This is a genomic window from Burkholderia sp. YHN3-13 (assembly GCF_055810675.1).
The window spans coordinates 164,941-189,721 of the sequence record NZ_JBVVNQ010000009.1 but is presented as its reverse complement, the minus strand read 5'-3'; the positions used below and the strand labels follow the sequence as shown (position 1 = coordinate 189,721).

The window sequence follows — 24,781 nt, the reverse complement described above, 5'->3', positions numbered from 1 at the left end:
CGGTGCCACCCATCGATTCCGACACGCTTGCCACGCATTCCGCACGACAGTAAGCTCTGCGATTGCAGTCCCCACGCAACCTCGTCCGATCACGAGGGCAATCGTCCGTTGCGGAATTCGACCAGGCGGTTCCGTATGTTCATCACCGAGACCGGCGACGCGCCGGCCGCCGCACGCGATCCCGCCGACAAGCAGCCGGCGCTTGCGGCGCTGCCCGAACTCGTCGCCGTCTGCCGTATTGCGCGTGCGCATGCACGCGCGGCAGGCGCGTTCGTCGCGCGCGCCGGCCGCGGCACGCAACGCGTGCTGGCGGCCGACGGAGCCGTGCCCGACCCGCTTCCGGCCGACTGCTTTCCAGCGCGCGTCGAACGCGATCCGTCCGCCGGCAGACGCTACGTCATACACGACCTGCGATGCGACGACGGCCCGCCGCACGCGCCGCACATCGTCGCGGCCTGTGAGCTGACCGCCGCCGACGGCACGACGCTCGGCACGCTGTGCATCGCCAACGACACCCCCCTGACACTCGACGGCACGCCATGCGCGCTGCTGCTCGACCTCGCGGTCGTGGCCGAGCGCGCGCTGGCCCGCGCCCTCACGGAAACCGCGTTGCGCGAACGGCTGGCGCGCGTCGAGGAGCACAGCACGCTGACGGCGCTGGCGCTGACCGAAAGCGGCACCGGCGTGTGGGATCGCAACGTGGAAACCGGCGAGATCCATTATTCGCCGGCGTGGAAGGCGATGCTCGGCTACGCGCCGCACGAGCTGAGCAACCGGATCGAGGACGCTTACGAACGCCTGCACCCGGACGACGCCGACGACGTGAAGGCCGCGATGCTCGCCCATTTCGAGAGCCGGACCGACAGCTACGAAGTCGAGCACCGCATCCGCTGCAAGGACGGCACGTACAAGTGGATCCGCAGCCGCGGCAAGGTGATCGCGCGCGACGGCAACGGCCGCGCGCTGCGGATGGTCGGCACGACCACCGACATCACCGCGCTGCGCGAGCTCGCCGAGCGGCTGCTCGACTCGGCCGCGCTCGTCACGGACCTCACCGACCAGGTTCCCGGGCTCGTATTCCAGTTGCGACAGACCGCCGGCGGGCGCCGCTTCTTCTCGTATGCGAGCGCCGGTGTCCGCGACATCTACGAACTGACGTCCGAGCAGCTCGCCCGCCAGGCGGACACGGTCGAGATGCGGATCCATCCGGCCGACCTGGCCGTCTATCGGCAGTCGCTGCATGAATCGTCGGTGCACCTGACGCCGTGGCGTCTCGAGTATCGCGTGCTGCTGCCCGGGCAGGGCCTGCGCTGGCGCGAAGGCGATGCGCGCCCGCAGCGCACGATCGACGGCGGCACCGTGTGGCACGGCTTCATCACCGATGCGACCGACCGCAAGCACATCGAGGCCGAATTGCACCGGATGGCGACGACCGACCATCTGACGCAACTGTCGAATCGCCATGCGTTCATGCGGCAAAGCGAAGCGGCGCTACGCGGCGTACGCGCGACCGGCCACGCTGCCGCCGTGCTGATGCTCGACCTCGATCACTTCAAGGCGCTGAACGACCGCTGGGGCCACCCGCTCGGCGACCGCGCGCTGCGGCATTTCGCGCGGCTGCTGCTCGCGGAAACCGGGCCGGACTGCATCGTGGGCCGGGTCGGCGGCGAGGAGTTCGCGATCGTGCTGCCGGGATCGGACCTCGAGACGGCCCTGGCCTTTGCGCGGCGCGTGCAGCAGCGCGCGCGGCAGACGCAGCTCACGCACGAGGACGAGCAGATCGTGCTGACCGTCAGCATCGGCATCGACGCGATGCGGGAATCGGACCTGGGTGCCTACCAGGCGCTGTCGCGCGCCGACAAGGCGCTCTATCTCGCGAAGGAACGCGGCCGCAACCGGATCGAGGTGTATCGGGCGTAGCCGCGGCGCCCGCTTCCGCCGGGAACGGGACGACGGCATCCCGCCGCCGCCCGGTCACGCGGCCTCGCCGTCAAGGCGTGGCGTCCGCCCGCACACCCGCCTCGCCGCGCCGCACGCCCAGCAGCATCGCGATCGCGCACGCGGCCAGCAGCGCCGCGATCATCAGCATCGCCGGATCCATGCTGCCGGTTCGCGTACGGATCAGCCCGACGAGCCAGGGCGTGATCATCCCGCTCGACACGCCGATGCTGCTGATCAGCGCGATCCCGCCCGCCGCGCCGGCGCCCGAGAAATACGCGGACGGCACGGCCCAGAACACCGGATGCGCGGCGAAGATCAGCGTCGCCGCGATCGACAGCAGCGCCATCATCGCGACGATGCTCGGCAGGTGCAGCGTCAGCAGCGCGAGCGCCGCCGCGCCGCCGAACGCACAGGCGGCGAAGTGGCGGCGCCGTTCGCGCTTGCGGTCCGAGCGCCGCGCGATCGCGATCAGGCCGGCCGCGCCGATCGCATTCGGCACGACCGACAGCAGGCTGATCTGCACGACGTCGTGAATGCCGAATTCGCGGATCATCAGCGGCATCCAGAACAGCAGCATCAGCAGCGCGGTGGTCAACGAGAAGTAGATGAACGCGAACAGGTACGTGCGCGGTTCGGCCAGCACCTGCCGCAGCGAATGCGGCGCCGGCGCGCCCGTGCGGGCGCGGTCGGCGGCCAGGTCCGCCGCGAGCCGCTCGCGCTCGGCGTCGGACAGCCAGCGCGCGTGCTCCGGCCGGTCGCACAGCCAGAACCACGCGACCACGCCGAGCAGGATCGCGGGCGCGCCTTCGATCGCGAACATCCATTGCCAGCCGTGCAGCCCCATCACGCCGGACATCCCACGCATGAGCCAGCCCGACAGCAGCCCACCGACCATCCCGGCCACCGCGACGCCCGCGTAGAAGATCGACAGCACCGACGCGCGCCGCCGCGCCGGGTACCAGTACGTCAGGTAGAACACCACGCCCGGAAAGAACCCGGCCTCGAACAGCCCGAGCAGGAAGCGCAGCACGTAGAAGTGCCGGGCGCTGTCGACGGTGATCATCGCGACCGACACCGCGCCCCACAGGCACATGATCCGCGCGAACGTGCGGCGCGCGCCGAAGCGGCGCAGCAGCGCGTTGCTCGGCACCTCGAACAGCACGTAGCCGACGAAGAACAGCACCGCGCCGAGGCTGTACATCGCGTCGGTCAGGCCGAGATCCTGCCGCATCTGCAACTGCGCGAAGCCGATGTTGCTGCGATCGAGGATCGACACGATGTAGCAGATGAACAGGAACGGCACGATCCGCAGGCCGATACGGCGGTACAGCGCATCGTCGTCGGCCGCATCCGTCGAACCGGCGGCGGACGCGGCGGCCGGTGCGGCGTGCGCGTGAAGAGGGGCTGACATCGATCGTCTCCTCGATGGATTCGGGTGCGGGCGAAGAGGAAGCGCCGGCCGCCTCCGCCCGCGGGCCGCGACCGGTCGTCACGTGCTCAGCCGCGTGGCGCGCTTTCGCCCTTCACGCCGAGCATGAGCGCGGCGCCGCTGGCCACCAGCAGTGCGGCGAGCAGGTACACGGCGAGATCCATGCTGCCGGTGCGCGTGCGGATCATCCCGATCACCCACGGGCTAACGATGCCGCTCGTGATCCCGAGGCTGCTGATCAGCGCGATCCCGGCCGCGGCCGCGTTGCCCGACAGGTAGCGGGTCGGTACGGCCCAGAAGATCGGCAGCGCGGCGAAGATCAGCGTCGCCGCGATCGACAGGCACGCGAGCATCGCCGCGAAGCTGTGCAGGTGCAGCGTCAGCGCCGCGAGCGCGAGCCCGCCGCCGATCGTGCAGCACGCGAAGTGCTTGCGGCGCTCGCCGGTGCGGTCCGAGCGGCGCGCGATCAGCACCAGCCCGACCGCGCCGACCGCGTTCGGCACGACCGTGTAGAGGCTCACCGCGACGACATCGGTCACGCCGAAGTCGCGGATCATCAGCGGCATCCAGAAGTTGAGCGTCAGCGACGCGCAAGTCAGCGAAAAATAGATGAACGCGAACAGGTACACGCGCGGGTTCGCGAGCGCGGCCATCACGCTGCGCCCGTCGTGCGCGCCGCCGTGCCCGCGGCCTTCGGCGCACAGCGCGGCGACGCGCGCCTTGTCGTCGGCCGTGAGCCATGAGGCGTCCTGCGGCCGGTCGACCAGGAACGTGAACGCGGCGAACGCGAGCAGGATCGCCGGCGCGCCTTCGATCGCGAACATCCATTGCCAGCCGTGCAGCCCGAGCACGCCGCTCATGTCGCGCATGATCCAGCCCGACAGCAAGCCGCCGAGCACGCCGGCCACCGCGACGCCCGCGAAGAACACCGAGATCGCCGCCGCGCGCCGGTTCGCCGGGAACCAGTAGGTCAGGTACAGCACGATGCCGGGGAAGAAGCCGGCTTCGAACACGCCGAGCAGGAAGCGCAGCACGTAGAAGTGCGACGGCTGCGACACGAACATCATCCCGGTCGACGCGAGACCCCACAGCAGCATGATCCGCATGAACGTGCGGCGCGCGCCGAAGCGCGCGAGCAGCATGTTGCTCGGCACTTCGCAGAATACGTAGCCGACGTAGAACACCGCGGCGCCGAGGCCGTACATCGCATCGCTGAAGCCGAGATCGTGCTTCATCTGCAACTGCGCGAAGCCGATGTTGATGCGGTCGAGAAACGACACGACGTAGCAGAGGAACAGGAACGGGACGATCCGCCACGCGATCTTGCGGAACAGTTGCGCGTCGCTGAATTCGGATACCGAAGCCGGCGCATGCGCGTGCGCGAGCGTCGCTCCGGCGGGAAGCGATTGGGGCATGTCTCTCTCCAAACGGGCCGCGCGATTCGCGCGCGCGGCAGTCTCCGAGGGCGTGCGTGCGCCCTGCTTTCTTGTGAGACCGGATCCGGCTGCCGGCACCGCGGCGCACTGCCGCCGCGGATGCCGCAACCGTCGGGGAAACGGCGATGCCTACGTCAGCGCTCGCCGTCGTGTGCCGCTCAGTCCTGCAGCGCGGCCCACATGTCCTTGTCGCGCTGCGCGGTCCAGATGCGCGGATGCGCGATGCCGCTCGCTTCGTCGAAGGCGCGCGACACGTCGAACGGCAGGCAGTGTTCGTAGATGAACACGTGGCCGAACTTCGGGTCCATCGCTTCGCGCGTGAGCGCCATCGCCGCCTTCAGGTCGAGATTGCGCTCGACGGCCTTGCGGCCCTGCGCGAGCAGCGTCGTGACGAAATCCTTCGTGTAGTCGAGGCCCTTGTTCACCTCCGCCGGGTTCAGCAGCGCGGGGCCGCGGCCCGGCACGAGCTTCTCGGCGCCGAGCGCGCGCAGCGCCTCGAGCGTGGCCGGCCACTGTTCGAGCTGCGCATCGCCGCAGTAGCACGCGGCGTCGTACTCGACGAGGTCGCCCGAGAACAGCACCTTCTGCGACGGCAGCCAGACGATCGTGTCGCCCTTCGTGTGGCCCGAGCCGACGTGCATGATCTTCACCTCGAGCTTGCCGAGGAACAGCGTGATCTCGCGCTCGAACACGAGCGTCGGCCAGGTCAGGCCCGGCACCGTCTCGACGCCGGCGAACAGGCGCGGGAAGCGTTCGATCTCCGACTTCATGTCGGCCTCGCCGCGCTCGACGATCATCTCGTACGTGCCGCGGCTCGCGATCACGTGCTGCGCGCCTTCGTCGAAATACGCGGACGCGCCGAGCACGCGCACCGCGTGGTAATGCGACAGCACCACGTGCTTGATCGGCTTGTCGGTCACGCTGCGGATCTTCGCGATCAGGTCCTGCGCCATCGCGGGCGTCGCGGTCGTGTCGACGATCAGCACGCTGTCGTCGCCGATGATCACGCCCGAGTTCGGGTCGCCTTCGGCGGTGTACGCGTAGGCGTTCTCGGACAGCTTCGTCCAGGTGACTTTCTTCTCTTCCAGATCGGCTTGGGAGGCGAATGCTTTGGCCATGTTGCGTTCCGTGGCTGCGAGCCATGTGTTGAGGGGAGTGAGCGGATCATCTTCCCGCATCGAATATTTGTCAATGACAAAGTCGCTTGCTATTGTCTAATACGGGTAAACCTGCGGGCTGGCGCGATAAATGGCGTCGGATACCATGCGGGGTTTCGTCAAGGAAGAATCATCGCGTGCAGAACCACGAAGTCAGCGCGGACGATGCGCCGCCCAAGGCGCAGCGCGGCATCCAGAGTGTCGAGGTCGGCGGCCGGCTGCTCGACGCGCTCGCGCGCCGGCGCAAGCCGCTCGGGCTGTCGGAACTGGCCGCGGCGGCCGACTTGTCGACCGCGCAGGCGCATACCTATCTCGTCAGCCTGACGCGGCTCGCGCTCGTGAAGCGCGACGCGATCACCGGCAACTACGAGCCGGGCCCGCTGTCGCTGCGGCTCGGGCTGATGTCGATCGAGCGCCAGCCGGCCTACCGCGCGACGCTGCCGCACGCGGTGCGACTCGCCGAAGCCGTGGGCCTGAGCGTCGCGCTGTCGGTGCCGGGCGCGCTCGGCCCGACGATCGTGCGCATCGAGCACGGTGGTTATCCGTTGCATGTGAACCTGCACGTCGGCTCGGTGATGTCGCTCGACACGACGGCGACCGGCCGCGTGTTCCGCGCATTCGGCGAACCCGCGCAGCTCGACGCGATGGCGGCGAGCCAGGCCGGCGCGGGCGAGACGCTCGCGGGCGCCGAGGGCGTGCAGCCGGCGCCGGACGCGGACGTGCAGCAGGCCGAACGCGAGGCGATCCGCGCACGCGGCATCGAGCGCGGCATCGACCGGCCGAGCCCCGGCGTCAGCGCGATGTGCGTGCCCGTCCTCGACGCGCATGGGCGTCTGCAGCTTGCGTTGACGGTGATCGGTTCGAGCGGGTCGATCGATGTCGACTGGCACGGCCCGATTGCGACGGCCTTGCGCGAAGCAGCGCGGCAGGCCACCGCGTCGCTCGGCGCGGAAAGGGCGAACCAGGCCGAACCGCTGCCCGCGCCGGCAGCGGGCCCGGCTCGCGTGCCGCCGGCACTGGCCGACGACGCGAAGGCGCAACGCGGGATCAACGCGCTCGACAGCACCGGCGACCTGCTGCTCGCGCTGGTGTCGGCGGGCCGCGCGCTGCCGTTGCGCGATCTCGCGGCGGCAGCCGGCATGCCGGCCGCGAAGGCGTTCCCCCATCTCGTCAGCCTGCAGAAGATCGGCCTGCTGAGCCGCGACGACGCCGGCTGCTTCGACGGCGGCCCGCTCGCGCAGGCGCTCGGCCTGATCGCGATGCAGCGCGTGTCGCCGACGCGCGACGCGGAAGCCGAGATCGTCGCGCTGGCCGCCGCGACCGACATGAGCGTCGCCGCCGCGACGCTCGGCCCGCTCGGCCCGACCGTGATCCGTCTCGAGGAATCGGCACGGCCGCAGCACGTGAGCCTGCAGGTCGGCACCGTGATGTCGCTCGTCAATACGGCGATCGGCCGGATCTTCGCGTCCGGCATGTCCGAGGACGTGCTGGCCGACCTGCTCGCCAACGAGCCCGTGCGCCTCGCGGGCAGCCGCACCGCGCCGGACGACGCCGCATTCCGTGCGCGGCTCGCGGCGATTCGCGCGGACGAACTCGATTTCGCATTCGACGCGCCGGTGCCGGGCATCGGCACGGTCGCCGCGCCCGTGTTCGATCACACCGGCAGCATCCGGCTCGTGATCGCGATCATCGGCTCGTCGCGCGGCTTCCCGCGCGGGCCGGACAGCGACCTCGCACAGGCGCTGCTCGCCGCGACGCGGCGACTGTCCTGGCGGTTCGGGTGGATCGGCCGGTAATCGCGCCCCGTTTCCCCTACGCTCGCCTTCCCTTGTCCCGCTTCCCGCGAAGCCTGGCCGGGACGGCCTCGGCACGCCTGTCCGCGACGCAAACGCGGTCAGACATGCATGTTGCGCGGCAGCAACATAAAGTGTCAGGAATTCTCATATAACGAAATCGCATTTCACAAAGCGGTGATGCTCCGCTATGATTAGGGTTATCCCTAACTCGCCACCTATACGGGGCTTCACCATGCAAACGTCCAACGTCTCCAACCGTTCCACCCAATCCACCGGCTGGCTCGCACGTGTGAGCGAGCTGCTTGCAGAAGCGTGGGCGCTCCACCTCGAGAACTGCGAAATCATCGCGCAAGCACACGCGCGCCTGCCGCGCTGAGCAGGCCGACCGGCCGCCAGCGGCCGCTGCGTCGGGCATCGGAACATGGCGGTGCCGGCGTGGAAACAGGCCGGGCTCGTGCCGGCCGGCCGAGCTCACCGCGCCGCGAGCGTTTGAAGGTCATCTCGAGGCCGCTTCAAGGCCGATAGCCGGCGCACGATTGCGCCGGACCGCCGCCGCCGGAAGATTCATCCGTTTTCCGCGCTCGCCTGCCGACTCTGCCGGCAAGCGTTGCCTGTCGGCCCTTTGGCGGTTTTCTCCGCGCCCCGCCCGCAGCCGCACGCGCCGTCGTTTCAACGACGGCCGCCCTCCGCACCCCATCACACCTGGATCGAAGGCACGTCCTTCATGCAGCGCAGCGCGAACATCGAGCGGCTGTGGCGGATGCTCGAAATCCGGTACAGCTTTTCGCGCAGGAAGCGCTCGTAGCCGGCCGTGCCGTCCACCGCGACCTTGATCCAGTAGTCGTACTCGCCGGACACCAGATACGCCTCGAGCACTTCCGGCAGCGCCGCCAGCTCCGAACCGAAACGCGCGAGCGCGTCGTCCTCGTGGCGATCGAGCGTGACTTCGAGGATCACGATGTCCGCGTAGCCGAGCATGCGCTGGTTGACCAGCGCGACGTACCCGTCGATGTAGCCGTCGAGTTCGAGTTGCCGCGTGCGGTTCCAGCAGGCGGTGGTCGACATGCCGATCTGTTCGGCGAGTTCGGCGTTCGACAGGCGCGCGTTTTTCTGCAATGCGCCCAGGATCTTGCGGTCCTGGTTGTCGAGCGTTCTCGGCGTGCGTTCGCGGGTAGCCATGATGAAAAGAATCTTCTACTTAAAATCAGCATTCTAGCTGAACAGGATTCCGGTTTCAGGCCCGTTTAGCCGGAAAACAGGAAGCCTTTTAACCGGGCCGCTTGATACATTTTCACCATGCCTGCTGCCCGGCACGCTCCCCGCGACCACCCCTTCGCAGCGGGACGCACGGCCGCAATCACGAGTTGCGGTGCCGGGCCGCAGGCATGCGATTCCCCGCCGCCCGCACGCCTATCCGACCGCGTGCGGGGCCGGTGCCCGCGGCCCTGTTCCTGCACTCCCGTCATGTCGTTCAAGCTTTATCTGTCGTTCCTCGCTGCTTCCGTCGTCCTGATCTACGCCCCCGGTCCCGTCAACCTGCTCACGATGAACCAGGCGCTGCGCGCCGGCTGGCGCCGCGCGCTGCCGTGCGTGTGGGGCGGCACGCTCGCGGTGCTGCTGCAACTCGCGCTGACCGCGCTGTGCCTGAATTCGCTGGTGCATGTCAGCGCGCATGCCTTGACCGCGCTGCGCTGGGCCGGCGCCGCGTATCTCGTGTGGCTCGGCGCCAGACAATGGCTCAGCCGGGCGCCGGCCAACGCATCCGCTCCGTCCACCGATGCCGCGGCCGGAGCCGCAATCGCCCGGCGGGACATCGACACCGACCGCGCGCTGTTCTGGCGCGGCGTCGCGACCTCCGGCCTGAATCCGAAAACGCTGCTGTTCTTTCCGTCGTTCTTTCCGCAGTTCATCAGCCCGAATGCCGACTGGAGCCTGAACCTTCAATTCCTGCTGCTCGCGACGACGTTCGCGTTGCTGTTCGCGGGCGGCGTCGCGTCGATGGCGCTGTTCTCGCACCGGCTGAGCCGCGCGCTGCAGCGGCCGGCGCGGATGCGCGCGATGAACCGCGTGACGGGCGGGCTGCTCGTCGGAATGGGCGCGATCATGGTCGGGTGGAACTGAACGGTCCGGTCTGCCGGCTTCGTCGCGGTCGCCGTCGAGCCCCGCGAAAAAGCAGCCGCTCGCCGAATGCTTTAGGGTAGCGGCTGGTTCGTTGGACATGCCCGGGCCGCCGGGCGACTGAATGAAGCACGTCACTACCCGCCTGCGGCGCCTGTTCGCGCCGATCGGCCTGCACTGGTATCTCGCCCTCCTTCTCGCGCTCGATGCGTTGATGGTGCTGCGCCCCGTCGTCGAGCATGCGCGGCTCGGCCTGCATCACGCATGGCTCGCCGATGCGCTGAACCTCGTCGACACCGCGGGGCTCGTCGTGCTGCCGCAAGTCGTCGTCGCGGCCGGCCTCGCGACGATGGCCATCGGCATCGTGCTGCGCGCCCGCGTCGCGTGGGTGCTGTCGATCGTGCTGCTGGTCGCGGCCGCCGCGATCAGCATGCTCGGCGGCTATCGCAGCCACGCGGTGTTCGTCTACACGGCCGTGCTGGTCGTCGCGCTGCTCTATTACTGGCGGCACTTCGACCGCGCGAGCATCGCCGCGAGCAGCCTGTTCGCGTTGCTGAGCATCGTGTCGCTGCTGATCTACGCGACCTTCGGCGTGCTGTACCTCGGCGACGAATTCACGCCGCCCGTCCACGATCTCGCCACCGCCGTCTATTTCTCGATCGTGTCGATGTCGACGGTCGGCTACGGCGACATCGTCCCGCACGCGCCGACCGCGCGGCTGTTCACCGCCTCGGTGATCGTGCTCGGCATCACCGTGTTCGCGACATCGATCAGCGCGGTCGTCGGCCCCGTGATCGGCGGCAATCTGAAACGGATCGTCAAGGGAGGCCTGTCGAACGTGATCCGCAAGCATCATTTCCTGATCGTCGGCGCGACGCCGGTTGCGCACGCGGTACACGACGGGCTGCGCAAGCGCGGCTACGCGGTGACCGTCGTCGTGCCGGCCGGCGTCGAGCACAACTACGCGGCCTCGACCGACCTGATCGTCGGCGACGCGGCCGATCATGCGGTGCTGGAAAGCGCCGGCGCGGCGACCGCGCGTGCCGTGCTCGCGCTGCGCTCCGACGACGCCGAAAACGCGTTCGTCATCCTCGCGATCCGCGAGATCGCGCCGACGGTGCGAACGGTCGCGCTCGTGAACCAGCAGCGCAACCTCGAACGGCTGCGCCTGCTGAAACCCGACATGGTGTTCTCGCCGCAGCAACTCGCGGGCGAACTGCTCGCCAGCACGCTCAACGACGAACCGGTCGACAAGTCGTTGATCTCGCACCTGCTGTTCGGCACGGCCGGCGCCACCTAGCACCGTGCGCCCGTGATCGCCTGATCCGGGCCGGCCGGCATTCGGCCGGTACAATCGCGCGATGTCCGAATTGCTCACTTACGGCGGCCTGTTCGCCGTGTCGATGGTCGCCGCGACCCTGTTCCCGCTCCAGTCCGAAGCCGTGCTCGCGGGCCTGCTGCTCGCCGGGCGCGAACCCGTGTGGGCGCTGGTGCTCGTCGCGAGCATCGGCAACGTCGCCGGCTCGGCGATCAACTGGGCGCTCGGGCGCGGCATCGAGCACTTCCGCGACCGCCGCTGGTTTCCGGTCAAGCCGTCCGCGCTCGCGCGCGCCGAGCGCTGGTACGGGCGCTACGGCCGCTGGTCGCTGCTGCTCAGCTGGGCGCCGGTCATCGGCGATCCGCTGACGATGATCGCCGGCGTGCTGCGCGAGCCGCTGCCGACCTTTCTCGTCATCGTGACGATCGCGAAAGTCGGCCGCTACCTGGCCGTCGCGTGGCTCGTGACGCACTGACCCGCTGACCGGCCGACGCGCGCCACCGACCTCCGGCAACGCCCGTTCGCGGCGCCGCCGGCTTCGTCCCGCTAAAGATTTCGCCGAATCTGCCGTTTTCCTTACGGACTGCGGTGACGCGTGCGTTCCGCCCCTCTCACTCTCCCCACTCAGGATGTTTCATGAGATCGACCCCATTGGGCCGGGTGAGCGTCGGCGCGCGTCTGGCCGCGCTGGCGTGCGTGCTCGTCGCCCTGCTGTTTACCGTGTTCGCGTGGACGCTCGCTCATTTCGCCGGCCAGCAGCTCGCTGAAGAAGCCCATCTGCGGATCGCCGACAAGGAGCAGTCGATCCGCGCGATGGTCGACCTGTTCGACAAGGCCCTGACCGCCGAAGCGAACCGCTCGATGACGCTGTTCGCGAGCTTCCTGCCGGCCGATTTCTCGCTCGACGCGGCCCGCACGGTCGACATCGGCGGCGTCGCCGCGCCGACCCTCCTCGCGGGCGGCCAGCCGCTCGACCTCGACTACGCGATTCCCGACCAGTTCCTGAAGAAAAGCGGCGCGATCGCGACGATCTTCGCGCGCGACGGCGACGATTTCGTGCGCATCACGACGTCGCTGAAGAAGCAGGACGGCGCGCGCGCCGTCGGCACCCGGCTCGACCGCGCCGGGCCCGCGTATGCGCCGCTGGTCGCCGGGCGCAGCTATACCGGCCTCGCGAGACTGTTCGGCCGGCCGTACATCACGCAGTACAAGCCGGTGACCGACGCGAGCGGCCGCGTGATCGGCGCGCTGTTCGTCGGCCTCGACATCGGCAACGAACTCAAGCTCGTCGAAGACGGCATCCGCTCGCTGAAGATCGGCGACAACGGCTACTACTTCGTGCTCGATGCGTCGCAGGGCCCGTCGCGCGGCACCTTCGTCGTGCATCCCGATGCGGCCGGCCAACCCGCCGACGACACGCGTGCGCCGTATGCGCGGATGCTCGCGGCCGGCCAGGGGCGGCTCGCGTACACGTCGACCGACCTGGCCGCGCACGACAGCGGCCCGACCGCGAAATTCGTGTCGTTCACGACGATTCCGCAGTGGCAGTGGCTCGTCGGCGGCATCGCGCTCGACGACGAACTGCTCGCCGCCATGCGCGCCACCCGCAACCGCTTCCTGATGATCGGCGCGGTGCTCGTCGCGGCGTTCGCGACGCTGTTCGTGATCGTCGTGCGGCGTGTCGTGAGCCGGCCGCTGGAAGCCGCCGCCCGCGCCTCCGAGCGCTACGCGGCGGGCGATCTCAGCGTGCGCATCCGCGACGGCGCGCACGCGCGCGGCAGCGCCGGCAACGACGAGATCGGCCGGCTCGTGCAGGCGGTCGACGGCATCGGCGACGGCCTCGCGCGGATCGTCGCGCAGGTACGCAACAGCTCGGCCGACATCGCGCACGGCACGGTCGGCATCGCAGCCGGCAGCGGCGACATCGCCGCGCGGATCGCGACGCAGGCGAGCAGCGTCGAACAGACGGCCGCCAGCATGGAACAAATCACCGCCGCCGTGCAGCAGAGCGCCGAGCATGCGGCGCAAGCCAACATGCTGGTCGCGGACGCGTCGGCCGCCGCGACGAACGGCGACGCCGCGGTGCAGCGCGTGGCCGCGACGATGGACGACATCGGCCGCGCGACGCGCCGGATCGCCGAGATCACCGGTACGATCGAAGGCATCGCGTTCCAGACCAACATCCTCGCGCTGAACGCGGCCGTCGAGGCCGCCCGTGCGGGCGAGCACGGCAAGGGGTTCGCGGTGGTCGCGGCCGAGGTGCGCGCGCTTGCGCAGCGCAGCGCGGCCGCCGTCAAGGAGATCGACGCGCTGAGCGCCGAATCGTCGACGACGGTCGAACAGGGTTACCGGATCGCGGACGCCGCGCGCGGCACGATGCGCGAGATCGTCGCGCGGGTCGACCAGGTCCGCACGCTGATCGGCGAGATCAGCGCCGCGTCGCGCGAGCAATCGACCGGCATCGAGCAGGTCAACCTCGCCGTCACGCAGATCGGCGACGCGACGCAGCAGAACGCGATGCTGATCTCGGACGCCGAGCGCGCGGCCGTCGCGCTGCGCGAACAGGCCGCGCAGCTGTCGGACGCGGTCAGCGTGTTCCGGCTCGAACGCGACGCGTGACGGACGCCGGATGATCGGCCGGGGCCCGGCGCCGCGCCTACTTCTTGTCGCCCGCCAGGTCGATCGCCTTGTCCGAGCCGACCGCGTTGCGCAGCTGGAACTTCTGGATCTTGCCGGTCGACGTCTTCGGCAGCTCGCCGAAGCGCACGGCCTTCGGCACCTTGAAGCCCGCCAGCAGTTGCCGGCAATGCGCGACGATCTCCGCCTCGGTGGCGCTCGCGCCTTCGCGCAGCTCGACGAACGCGCACGGCACCTCGCCCCATTTCGGGTCGGGCATCGCGACGACCGCCGCGACGGCGACGGCCGGATGGCGGTACAGCGCGTCCTCGACCTCGATGCTCGAGATGTTCTCGCCGCCCGAGATGATGATGTCCTTCTTGCGATCCTTGATCCGGATATAACCGTCCGGCATCAGCACCGCGAGATCGCCCGTATGGAACCAGCCGCCGTGGAACGCCTCGTCGGTCGCCTTCGGGTTCTTCAGGTAGCCCTTCATGCAGATGTTGCCGCGGAACATGATCTCGCCGAGCGTCTCGCCGTCGGCCGGCACCGGCGTCATCGTGTCGGGATCGAGCACCGTCGCGCCCGCCTCGAGGTGGTAGCGCACGCCCTGGCGCGCGTTGAGCCGGGCGCGGTCCTCGTCGGGCAGTTCGTCCCAGTGCGCCTGCTTCGCGCAGACGGTCGCCGGGCCGTAGACCTCGGTCAGCCCGTACACGTGCAGCAGGTCGAAGCCGATCTCCTTCATCTTCGCGATCACGGCCGGCGCGGGCGCCGCACCCGCGACCATCGCGTGCACCGTGTGGTCGATTCCGGCGCGGAATTCCGCCGGCGCGTTCGCGATCGCGCTCTGCACGATCGGCGCGCCGCAGTAATGCGTGACGCGCTCGCGGCGGATCAGGTCGAACACGGTCTTCGCGTCGAACCTGCGCAGGCACACGTTCACGCCCGCGCGCGCGGCGACCGCCCACGGGAAGCACCAGCCGTTGCAGTGGAACATCGGCAGCGTCCACAGATACACCGCGTGCTTCGGCATGTCCCATTCGAGGAGGTTGCTGACCGCCGCGAGATACGCGCCGCGGTGATGGTAGACGACGCCCTTCGGGTCGCCGGTCGTGCCGGACGTGTAGTTCAGCGCGATCGCGTCCCACTCGTCGGCGGGCGGCGTCCACGCGTAGTCGGCATCGCCGCCGGCCACGAACGCCTCGTAGTCGGTCGCGCCCGCGAACCGCTCGGGATCGGCCGGCATCGCGTCGGCCACGCTGACGATCTTCAGGCCCGGCACCTCGAGCGCCGCGCGATGCGCGAACTCCGCGTACTCGGTGTCGACGATCAGCACCTTCGCCTCGCCGTGACGAAGCATGAACAGCACCGACGGCACGTCGAGGCGCGTGTTGATCGTGTTGAGCACCGCGCCGGCCATCGGCACGCCGAAGTGCGCCTCGACCATCGCCGGGATGTTCGGCAGCATCGCCGCGACCGTGTCGCCGCGCTCGACGCCGGCCCGCGCAAGCGCGCTCGCGAGTTGCTTCGCACGCGTGTAGGTCTCGCCCCACGTGCGCCGCACGTCGCCGTGCACGATCGCCACGCGCTCGCCGTAGACTTCGGCCGTCCGGACCAGGAAGTCGATCGGGGTGAGCGGCACGTAATTGGCGTCGCGGCGGCCGAGTCCGGCCTCGAACATCTGCGTCATGATCCTGTCTCCCGTATTCTGCCGACCGGCGTGCATGCACCCCGGATCGTTTTGATGTGGTTCAATTGCCGACAGCCTAACGGGCGTTATTGTGAGCCGTCTGTCATCGAAACGACAGAGTGCCTTTCGAGCGCTGCGCGTTATCCCTATCCTCGCAAACCCGCACCCATGCACGATCACCCCGTAGCGCCGCCCGACGCGGCCGACCCGCTTCCCGAACCGGGCCCGCTGCCCGCCCTGGCGACGCTGTTCGGCCAGTGCGCGTGGTTCCGCACGCTCGCGCCCGAGCACCAGGCGCTCGTGCTCGCGCAGTCGCACGTCGAGCAATGCGAGGCCGGCGACGTGATCGCGCGCCGGCTCGCGCCGTCCGAATACTGGATCGGCGTGCACCAGGGGCTGCTGAAGCTCGCGATCTTCAACGTGTCGGGGCGCGGCTGCACGTTTTCCGGCGTGCCGTCGGGCGGCTGGTTCGGCGAAGGCAGCGTGATCAAGCGAGAGCTGCGCAAGTACGAGGTCGTCGCGATCCAGCGCTCGACCGTGCTGTTCGTGCCGGTCGACACCTTCCACGCGCTGCTCGATACCAGCCTGCCGTTCACGCGCTTCGTGATTCATCAGCTGAACAACCGGATGGGCGAATTCATCGCGTCGATCCAGAACAGCCGGCTGCTCGACGTCGACGCGCGCGTCGCGCAGGCGCTCGCGCAGCTGTTCAACCCCGACCTGTATCCGGACACCGGCCCGTCGCTGTCGATCTCGCAGGAGGAACTGGGGATGCTCGTCGGCGTGTCGCGGCAACGGATCAACCAGGCGCTGCAGCAGCTCGAGAAGCTCGGCGCGTTGCGGCTCGCGTACAACCAGATCGAGGTCGTCGATCTGCGCGCGCTCGCGCGCTTCGGGATGGAGCAGCTGTGAACGCGGCACGATCGGCGAAACCGCCGCCATCGCGACGCATGCCTTCCGTCTGCGGAATCGGCCGACCACCCGCCCGCCCCAACCTGACAGTTCCGCCAGTTTCGCGACAGTAACCCGTTCCACGCCGACGCCTATCATTCGGGTTCCCTTCACCGACGCCTGATCACCGCCTGTCCCGCCGCCTCCATGTGGATCGTCAATCTCGCGCTCAGGCGCCCCTACACGTTCATCGTCATGGCCATCATGATCGTGCTGGCCACCCCGCTGGCGCTGATGCGCACACCGGTCGACGTGCTGCCCGCGATCAACATCCCCGTGATCAGCGTCATCTGGAATTACAGCGGCTTCTCCGCGACGGAGATGACCAACCGGATCACGTCCGTCCATGAACGGATCCTGACGACGACCGTCAACAACATCCAGCACGTCGAATCGACGTCGCTGCCCGGCATCGCCGTCGTAAAGGTGTTCCTGCAGCCGGGCGCCAACGTGCAGACGGCGATCGCGCAGACGGTGTCCTCCGCGCAGGCGATCGTGCGACAGATGCCGCAGGGGGCGACGCCGCCGCTCGTGATCACCTATTCGGCGTCGAGCATCCCGGTGATCCAGCTCGGGCTGTCGAGCAAGACGCTCAGCGAACAGTCGCTCGCCGACATCGCGCTCAACTTCCTGCGCCCGCAGCTGATCACGGTGCCCGGCGTGCAGATCCCGTTCCCGTACGGCGGCCGCACGCGCGTGGTCGCGATCGACCTCGATCCGCAGGCGCTGCAGGCGAAAGGCCTGACGCCGGCCGACATCGTCAACGCGGTGAACGCGCAGAACCTCGTGCTGCCGACCGGCACCGCGAAGATGGGCCCGACCGAATACCGGATCGACACGAACGCGTCGGCCGACACCGTCGCCGACATCAGCAACCTGCCGATCCAGACCGTCAACGGCGCGACGACCTACCTGCGCGAGGTCGCGGCGGTGCGCGACGGCTTCGCGCCGCAGACCAACGTCGTGCGGCAGAACGGCCAGCGCGGCGTGCTCATCTCGATCCTGAAAAGCGGCGACGCGTCCACGCTGAAGGTCGTGTCGGACCTGAAGGCGCTGCTGCCGAAGGTGATCCCGACGCTGCCCGAAGGGCTCACGATCACGCCGTTGTTCGACCAGTCGGTGTTCGTCAACGCGGCCGTCCAGGGCGTGATCCACGAGGCGCTGATCGCCGCCGTGCTGACCGCGATGATGATCCTGCTGTTCCTCGGCAACTGGCGCAGCACGCTGATCATCGCGATCTCGATCCCGCTGTCGATCTTCACGTCGCTGATCGCGCTGTCCGCGCTCGGCGAGACCATCAACATCATGACGCTCGGCGGGCTCGCGCTCGCGGTCGGCATTCTCGTCGACGACGCGACCGTCACGATCGAGAACATCGAGCGGCACCTGCATCTCGGCACCAACCTGCACGACGCGATCCTCGAAGGCGCGGGCGAGATCGCGGTGCCCGCGTTCGTGTCGACGCTGTGCATCTGCATCGTGTTCGTGCCGATGTTCTTCCTGACGGGCGTCGCGCGCTTCCTGTTCGTGCCGCTCGCCGAAGCCGTCGTGTTCGCGATGCTCGCGTCGTACGTGCTGTCGCGCACGCTGGTGCCGACGCTCGCGATGCTGCTGTTCCGCCCGCAGCAGGCGGGCACCGGCCCCGACCATTCGACGTCGCGCTTCGCGCGCATCCATCACGCGTTCAATCGCGCGTTCGAGCGGCTGCGTGCGTGGTACATCGTGCTGCTGAGCATCCTGCTGGTGCGCCGCCGCTTCTACGTGATGTGCTTCCTCGGCTTCTGCGTGCTGTCGACGGGCCTGGTTTTCGTGCTCGGGCGCGACTTCTTCCCGAACGCCGATTCCGGCAACATCCGCCTGCACATGCGCGCGCCGACCGGCTACCGGATCGAGGAAACCGCGCGCCTCGCCGACCAGGTCGAGCGCGTGATCCGCGAAACCGTGCCGGCCGACGAGCTCGGCGCGATCGTCGACAACCTCGGCCTGCCGGTGAGCGGCATCAACCTGTCGTACAGCAACGCCGGCACGATCGGTACGCTCGACGGCGAGCTGCTGATCGCGCTGAAACCGGGCCACCGCGCGACCCAGCACTACGTGCAGACGCTGCGCACGCTGCTGCCCCAGCGCTTCCCGGGCGTCGAGTTCTTCTTCCAGCCGTCGGACATCATCACGCAGATCCTCAACTTCGGTCAGCCGGCCGCGATCGACGTGCAGGTGCTCGGCAACGATCTCGCGAGTAACATGACCATCGCGAGCAGCCTGATGAAAAAGTTCAGGCAAATCCCCGGCGCCGTCGACGTGCACGTGCTGCAACGCAACGACGAACCGACCCTGCTGGCCGACATGGATCGTACGCGCATGCAGCAGCTCAACCTCTCCGCGCAGAACGTCGCGCAGAACATGCTGATCTCGTTGTCCGGCAGTTCGCAGACGACGCCGTCGTTCTGGATCAACCCGCGCACCGGCGTGCAGTACCCGCTGCAGATCCAGACCCCGCAATACAGCATCTCGTCGGTCGACGACCTGCTCGGCACGCCGATCTCGGCGAGCGGCCGCACGGGCACGCCGCTGCAGTTGCTCGGCAACCTCGTGCAGGTGCGCAGCACCGCGAACCCGGCCGTGATCACGCACTACAACATCCGCCCCGCGATCGACGTGTACGTGAGCGTCGAGGGCCGCGACCTCGGCGCGGTCGCGGGCGAGATCGACCGCATCGTGGCGGATGCGCGCGCGACGCTGCCGCGCGGCACCGACCTGACGATGCGCGGCCAGATCGAGACGATGCGCACGTCGTATCTCGGCCTCGGCGCGGGCGTCGCGATGGCGATCGTGCTCGTCTACCTGCTGATCGTCGTCAACTTCCAGTCGTGGCTCGACCCGCTGATCATCATCAGCGCGATGCCGGCCGCGCTCGCCGGCATCGCGTGGATGCTGTTCATCACCGGCACGCACCTGAGCGTGCCCGCGCTGACCGGCGCGATCATGACGGTCGGCGTCGCGACCGCGAACAGCATCCTGGTCGTGTCGTTCGCGCGCCAGCGCCTCGCGGCCGGCGCGCCGCCGCTCACGGCCGCGCTGGAGGCCGGCGCGACGCGGATCCGGCCGGTGCTGATGACGGCGCTCGCGATGATCATCGGGATGGTGCCGATGGCGCTCGGTCTCGGCGAAGGCGCCGAGCAGAACGCGCCGCTCGGCCGCGCGGTGATCGGCGGACTGCTGTTCGCGACCGTTTCGACGTTGCTGTTCGTGCCGCTCGTGTTCGGCGGCGTGCATGCGCGGCTGGCCCGCCGCCGTGCGCGTCAGGCCGGACACTGACTTTCGTCCCCCCTACCCGGTTGAATTGGTTGAATTCATGGAAGAGAAACATCACAGCGCCGTCGGCATCCAGGTGGACGAACACGGCATGCATCTGCCGACGCGCACGTCGGTGTCGCGGCGCGGGCGCATCGTCCTGATCGTGATCGGCGTGCTGCTGGCCGCCGGCGCCGCGCGGACGATCGTCGTCAACGTGCTGAACGGCCACCGGCTCGACGCTGTCGCCGAGCAGAACACGCGCCAGTACGTGACCGTCGTGCACCCGGTCGACGCGGCCACCGGCGGCAAGCTGACGCTGCCCGGCACGCTGCGCGGCTTCGTCGAGGCGCCGATCTATGCGCGGGCGAGCGGCTACGTGCTGCGCTGGCAGGCCGACATCGGCACGCACGTGAAGCAGGGGCAAACGCTCGCCGAACTCGACACGCCCGAGTTGAACCAGGAACTCGCGCAGGCCACCGCGCAACGCCAGCAGGCGCAGGCCGCGCTCGCGCTCGCGAAGACGTCGTTCGACCGCGCGCAGCAGCTGCGCCAGCGCGATGCCGTGTCGCAGCAGGAACTCGACGACCGGCAAGGCGCGTTCAACCAGGGCACCGCGAACCTCGCCGCGGCCGATGCGAACATGCGCCGGCTCACCGAGCTGAAGGGTTTCCAGCGGATCGCCGCGCCGATCGACGGGATCGTCACGCAGCGCAACGTCGACGTCGGCGATCTCGTCAGTTCCGGCAACGCGGGCCGTGCGCTGTTCACGGTCGTGCAGGCCGACCGGCTGCGCCTGTACGTCCAGGTGCCGCAGGCCTACGCGCAGCAGGTGAAGGTCGGCCAGCACGTGAGCGTCGCGCAGGCCGAGCTGCCGGGCCGGACCTTCGACGGCACGATCACGCGCACGTCCGAGGCGATCGACGTCGCGACGCGCTCGCTGCAGATCGAGATCACGCTGCCGAACCCCGACGGGCGGCTGCTGCCCGGCGCGTACGTGCAGGCCACGCTGCCGATGACGCCGATCGGCCGCCTGCAGGTGCCGGCCAATACGCTGCTGTTCCGCGGCGAAGGCCCGACGGTCGCGACCGTCGATGCGAACGGCCAGGTCCACCTGAAGCAGGTGACGGTCGTGCGCACGATCGGCCAGACGCTCGAAGTCGACGGCCCGCTCACGCCGAACGACCGCCTCGTCGCGAACCCGAGCGACGCGCTCGCGAACGGCGACAAGGTCGTCGTGCAGGCACCGGCCGCGCAGCCCGCTTCTTCCGTCGCGGGAGCAAAGTCGTGATCGCGTTGCGCGCACGCATGCGGCCCGCGGCGCTCGCCGCCGTCGCGGCGGCAACCGTCCTCGCCGGCTGCACGGTCGGCCCCGACTACCAGCGCCCGGCCGTCGACACGCCGGCCGCATGGCGGCTCGACCCGGCCGACGCGTACTGGCACCCGGCCGCGCCGGCCCGCGCGCCGCTCGACCCCGCGTGGTGGACCGCGTTCGGCGATCCGCAACTCGACGCACTCGAAACCGACGCGCTGCGCAACAACCAGAACCTGAAGGCCGTGGCCGCGCGCTACGACCAGGCGAAAGCGACGCTCGCGTCGGTCGCGTCCGCGCAATATCCGGCCGTCGGCCTGACCGCGAGCGGCCAGCGCTTCAAGATCTCCGGCGACCGCCCGCAGACCAATTACGCGACGCAAAGCATGTCGACCGTGCAGAACGACGTCCAGGTCGGCGCGGCCGTCAGCTACGAACTCGACCTGTTCGGCCGCGTGCGGCGCAGCGTCGAATCGGCGCAGGCAACCACCGAGCAGGCGCGCGACGATTTCGCGAACGCGCGCCTCGTGCTGAGCGCCGATCTCGCGTCGAGCTATTTCGCGCTGCGCGAGCTCGATACCGAGATCGACGTCGTCAAGCGGTCGATCGACCTGCAGCAGAAGGCGCTCGACTACGTGAGCGCGCGCCACGACCTCGGCGCGGTGTCGGGTCTCGATCTGCTGCAGCAGCGCGCGCAGCTCGACGCGACGCGCACGCAGGCGCAGTTGCTGATCCAGCAGCGCGCGCAGGTCGAAACCGCGATCGCGACGCTGGTCGGCACGCCGGCCCCCGCCTTCTCGCTGCCCCCGCGCGTGGTGCCGATCAACGCGCCCGCGCTGCCGACCGGCATGCCGAGCGACCTGCTGCAGCGGCGGCCCGACGTCGCGTCGGCCGAGCGCGCGATGGCCGCCGCGAACGCGCAGATCGGCGTCGCGCGCGCCGCGTATTTCCCGCGCATCACGCTGTCGCCGGACATCGGCTGGGACGCGACGCGGTTCGCGGGCCTGTTCACCGTGCCGGCGCTGCTGTGGTCGGTCGGCGGGTCGCTCAGCCAGCCGCTGTTCGAAGGCGGCAGGCTGAAGGCCGGCGTCGATTTCGCGCAGGCCGGCTACGTCGCCGCGCAGGCCAGCTACCGGCAAACCGTGCTCACCGCGTTCCAGGAGGTGCAAAATGCGGTCACGGGCCTGTCGGTGCTCGCCGACGCCGCGCAGCAGGCATCGGCGGCCGTCGACGACGCGCGCAAGCTCGTGTCGCTCGCGCAGGACCGCTACGCGGGCGGCCTGACGCCGTTCATCGACGTGCTGACGGCCCAGCAGCAACTCCTGACGAGCGAGCGCCAGGCCGTGCAGATCCAGGGCCAGCGCGCGGCGCTCGTCGTGTTTCTCGCGAAGGCGCTCGGCGGCGGCTGGGACGGCGCCGCGCCGTCCGACGTCGCGGCCGCGGCCCCGCCGCGCGCCGCGAGCGTCGGCCCTCAACCCGATTAGGCGGACAACCCTATGAAAGTCCTGATCGTCGAAGACGAACCGAAAGTCGTCGAATACCTGAAGAGCGGCCTGACCGAGGAAGGCTGGGTCGTCGATACCGCGCTCGACGGCGAGGACGGCGCATGGAAAGCCGTCGAATTCGACTACGACGTGGTCGTGCTCGACGTGATGCTGCCGAAGCTCGACGGCTTCGGCGTGCTGCGCGCGCTGCGCACGCAGAAGCAGACGCCGGTCATCATGCTGACCGCGCGCGACCGCGTCGACGATCGCGTGCGCGGGCTGCGCGGCGGCGCCGACGACTACCTGACCAAGCCCTTCTCGTTTCTCGAGCTGATCGAACGGCTGCGCGCGCTGACGCGCCGCGCGCGTGTGCAGGAGTCGACGCTGATCTCGATCGGCGACCTGCGCGTCGACCTGATCGGCCGCCGCGCGACGCGCGACGGCACGCGGCTCGACCTGACCGCGCAGGAATTCCAGCTGCTCGGCGTGCTGGCCCGGCGCAGCGGCGAGGTGCTGTCGAAGACGACGATCGCCGAACTGGTGTGGGACGTGAACTTCGACAGCAACGCGAACGTCGTCGAGACGGCGATCAAGCGGCTGCGCGCGAAGCTCGACGGCCCGTTCGCGGACAAGCTGCTGCACACGATCCGCGGGATGGGCTACGTGCTCGAGGCGCGCGAGGACGGCGACACGGAGCGGCGGGCATGAAGCGCTCGATCATCCTGCGGCTCTCGGCGATGTTCGGCATCGTGTCGCTGCTCGTGTTCACGCTGGTCGGCTGCGGGTTGTTCGTGATGATGGAGCGCCAGCTGTTCGCCGAGTTGCGCGCGACGCTCGACACGCGCGCCAAGGTCGCCGCGATGATCGTGTCGCACGCGACCACGGCCGCGCGCGGCCGCCTGATGCAGGAAAAACTCGCCGATCTCGAACCGCCCGACGGTTCGACGCATTATCAGGTGGTCAGCGACAACCCCGCGTTCCGCTTCGGCAGCCCCGTCGACGGCGTGCCGCTCGACCCGCCGTTCGGCGCGTTCCAGCGCTACCAGCTCAACGACAGCAGCTACGCGGTGATGACCAAGACCGTCACGCTGCCCGGCGCCGACGAGCGGCCGACGCTGCAGCTGGTCGTCGCGACCTCGTGCGAACGCACGCAGCGGATGCTGCGCCGCTTCGGCTGGACGCTGGCCGCGCTGATCGCGACAGCGACCGTCATCACGCTGCTGCTGAGCCGCGCGGTCGCGCGCTTCGGGCTCGCGCCGCTCGACCGGCTGTCGCAGGACGCGGCGAGCGTGAGCGCGACGAACCGCCGCCAGCGGCTGCAGACCGACGCGCTGCCCACCGAGCTGCGCGATCTCGCGACATCGTTCAACGGCGCGCTCGAACGGATCCAGCAAACCTACGCGCGACTCGAGGCGTTCAACGCGGATGTCGCACACGAGCTGCGCACGCCGATCAGCATCCTGATCGGCCAGACCCAGGTCGCGCTGACGAGCCGTGACCGCTCGGTCGACCGGATGCGCCAGACGCTGCAGTCGAACCTCGAGGAATTCGAGCGGCTGCGCGTGATCATCAACGACATGCTGTTCCTGTCGCGCAGCGACCGCGGCGAACGCGCGGCCGATCTGAAGGACGTGTCGCTCGCCGACGAGGTGCGGCGCATGCTCGATTTCCTCGAGATCCCGCTCGACGAGGCGCAATTGCACGCCGAACTGCACGGCGATGCGCGCGCGGCCGTCGATCCGTCGCTGTTCCGCCGCGCGATGACGAACCTGCTGATCAACGCGATCCAGCATTCCGCGCCCGGCGCGACGTTACAAGTGACGATCACGCGGCGCGACACGCTCGTCGAGATGGCCGTGTCGAACCCCGGCGAGCCGATCGATCCGGTGCAGCGCTCGCACGTGTTCGAGCGCTTCTACCGGCTCGAGGAAGCACGCGCGAACAGCAAGGAGAACCACGGGCTCGGACTGTCGATCGTCAAGGCCGTGGCCGAGATGCACGGCGGCGGCGTGTTCGTCGCGTGCGCGGGCGGCGTCAATACGTTCGGCTTCTCGGTGTCGACGGAACCCTGCGCGGGCGGACCGCTGCGCGCGGGCGACGCAACCGGTGCAACCGGCGTGGTCGACTCCGCCGATTCGCGGCCGGCGCACGCGCCGCGGGCGCTGCACTGAAGTCGGCCGAGCCTGTCGACGTCCGGCCGCCGCGATCGGCGCTGGCCGGCCACGAACGCGGCCCGGGA

18 protein-coding genes are annotated in these 24,781 nt (G+C 69.4%); 13 read left to right on the top strand and 5 right to left on the bottom strand.

The genetic code is table 11. From position 1 onward, the window contains the following. Window positions 1–135: 135 nt before the first annotated feature. A complete protein-coding gene (locus AC0KUR_RS21300) occupies window positions 136–1,920 on the top strand; it encodes a sensor domain-containing diguanylate cyclase (RefSeq protein WP_473376395.1) in 1,785 nt (594 codons plus the stop codon). Window positions 1,921–1,990: 70 nt separating this feature from the next. Here AC0KUR_RS21300 and AC0KUR_RS21295 read toward each other — a convergent pair whose 3' ends face one another. From AC0KUR_RS21295 to AC0KUR_RS21285, 3 genes are all read right to left on the bottom strand, one after another. After that, the gene (locus AC0KUR_RS21295) at window positions 1,991–3,352 is read right to left on the bottom strand and encodes an MFS transporter (RefSeq protein WP_473376394.1); all 1,362 of its coding nucleotides are present in this window, start codon (window positions 3,350–3,352) and stop codon (window positions 1,991–1,993) included. A gap of 86 nt (window positions 3,353–3,438) precedes the next feature. Then, on the bottom strand, window positions 3,439–4,785 hold the full coding sequence (locus tag AC0KUR_RS21290; RefSeq protein WP_473376393.1) for an MFS transporter: 1,347 nt from the start codon (window positions 4,783–4,785) through the stop codon (window positions 3,439–3,441). Between the two features lie 179 nt (window positions 4,786–4,964). Beyond that, window positions 4,965–5,924 carry an MBL fold metallo-hydrolase gene (locus AC0KUR_RS21285; RefSeq protein ID WP_006482658.1) on the bottom strand — a complete coding sequence of 320 codons (960 nt, stop codon included), beginning with the start codon at window positions 5,922–5,924 and terminating at the stop codon, window positions 4,965–4,967. A 176-nt stretch (window positions 5,925–6,100) separates the two neighbouring features. Between AC0KUR_RS21285 and AC0KUR_RS21280 the strand changes: the two genes are divergently transcribed. Further along, entirely contained in the window at window positions 6,101–7,759 is a 1,659-nt protein-coding gene (locus AC0KUR_RS21280) for an IclR family transcriptional regulator (RefSeq protein ID WP_069705338.1), read from the top strand. A 232-nt stretch (window positions 7,760–7,991) separates the two neighbouring features. Further along, window positions 7,992–8,135, top strand: a complete 144-nt coding sequence (locus tag AC0KUR_RS21275; RefSeq protein WP_167361898.1) for a hypothetical protein — start codon at window positions 7,992–7,994, stop codon at window positions 8,133–8,135. A gap of 320 nt (window positions 8,136–8,455) precedes the next feature. On the opposite strand, the gene AC0KUR_RS21270 is transcribed toward AC0KUR_RS21275, so the two are convergent. Then, window positions 8,456–8,938, bottom strand: coding sequence for an Lrp/AsnC family transcriptional regulator (locus AC0KUR_RS21270; protein WP_034191471.1), 483 nt, complete (start codon window positions 8,936–8,938; stop codon window positions 8,456–8,458). Between the two features lie 285 nt (window positions 8,939–9,223). Between AC0KUR_RS21270 and AC0KUR_RS21265 the strand changes: the two genes are divergently transcribed. From AC0KUR_RS21265 to AC0KUR_RS21250, 4 genes are all read left to right on the top strand, one after another. Next, window positions 9,224–9,880, top strand: coding sequence for a LysE family translocator (locus AC0KUR_RS21265; RefSeq protein ID WP_473376392.1), 657 nt, complete (start codon window positions 9,224–9,226; stop codon window positions 9,878–9,880). 121 nt (window positions 9,881–10,001) lie between these two features. After that, window positions 10,002–11,177 (top strand): voltage-gated potassium channel protein, encoded by a 1,176-nt coding sequence (kch, locus tag AC0KUR_RS21260; RefSeq protein ID WP_049031150.1) that lies wholly within the window; start codon window positions 10,002–10,004, stop codon window positions 11,175–11,177. Between the two features lie 61 nt (window positions 11,178–11,238). Next, window positions 11,239–11,670: a YqaA family protein gene (locus AC0KUR_RS21255; protein WP_049031149.1), complete on the top strand. Its 432-nt coding sequence runs from the start codon at window positions 11,239–11,241 to the stop codon at window positions 11,668–11,670. Window positions 11,671–11,831: 161 nt separating this feature from the next. After that, entirely contained in the window at window positions 11,832–13,814 is a 1,983-nt protein-coding gene (locus tag AC0KUR_RS21250; RefSeq protein ID WP_473376391.1) for a methyl-accepting chemotaxis protein, read from the top strand. Window positions 13,815–13,851: 37 nt separating this feature from the next. Here the strand turns inward: AC0KUR_RS21250 and AC0KUR_RS21245 are convergent, their stop codons facing one another. Then, entirely contained in the window at window positions 13,852–15,504 is a 1,653-nt protein-coding gene (locus AC0KUR_RS21245; protein ID WP_049030310.1) for an acyl-CoA synthetase, read from the bottom strand. A 168-nt stretch (window positions 15,505–15,672) separates the two neighbouring features. Between AC0KUR_RS21245 and AC0KUR_RS21240 the strand changes: the two genes are divergently transcribed. The 6 genes from AC0KUR_RS21240 (at window position 15,673) to AC0KUR_RS21215 (ending at window position 24,713) form a co-directional block, all read left to right on the top strand. Beyond that, window positions 15,673–16,416 (top strand): Crp/Fnr family transcriptional regulator, encoded by a 744-nt coding sequence (locus AC0KUR_RS21240; RefSeq protein WP_059556486.1) that lies wholly within the window; start codon window positions 15,673–15,675, stop codon window positions 16,414–16,416. A 186-nt stretch (window positions 16,417–16,602) separates the two neighbouring features. Beyond that, on the top strand, window positions 16,603–19,770 hold the full coding sequence (locus AC0KUR_RS21235) for an efflux RND transporter permease subunit (protein WP_473376390.1): 3,168 nt from the start codon (window positions 16,603–16,605) through the stop codon (window positions 19,768–19,770). Window positions 19,771–19,807: 37 nt separating this feature from the next. Further along, a complete protein-coding gene (locus AC0KUR_RS21230; RefSeq protein ID WP_059556485.1) occupies window positions 19,808–21,037 on the top strand; it encodes an efflux RND transporter periplasmic adaptor subunit in 1,230 nt (409 codons plus the stop codon). A 17-nt stretch (window positions 21,038–21,054) separates the two neighbouring features. Continuing rightward, the gene (locus AC0KUR_RS21225; protein ID WP_156444729.1) at window positions 21,055–22,542 is read left to right on the top strand and encodes an efflux transporter outer membrane subunit; all 1,488 of its coding nucleotides are present in this window, start codon (window positions 21,055–21,057) and stop codon (window positions 22,540–22,542) included. Between the two features lie 12 nt (window positions 22,543–22,554). Then, entirely contained in the window at window positions 22,555–23,250 is a 696-nt protein-coding gene (locus AC0KUR_RS21220) for a heavy metal response regulator transcription factor (protein WP_034191481.1), read from the top strand. After that, on the top strand, window positions 23,247–24,713 hold the full coding sequence (locus AC0KUR_RS21215) for a heavy metal sensor histidine kinase (RefSeq protein ID WP_034191482.1): 1,467 nt from the start codon (window positions 23,247–23,249) through the stop codon (window positions 24,711–24,713). Before AC0KUR_RS21220 ends, AC0KUR_RS21215 begins: the two co-directional genes overlap by 4 nt. Window positions 24,714–24,781: the final 68 nt, after the last annotated feature.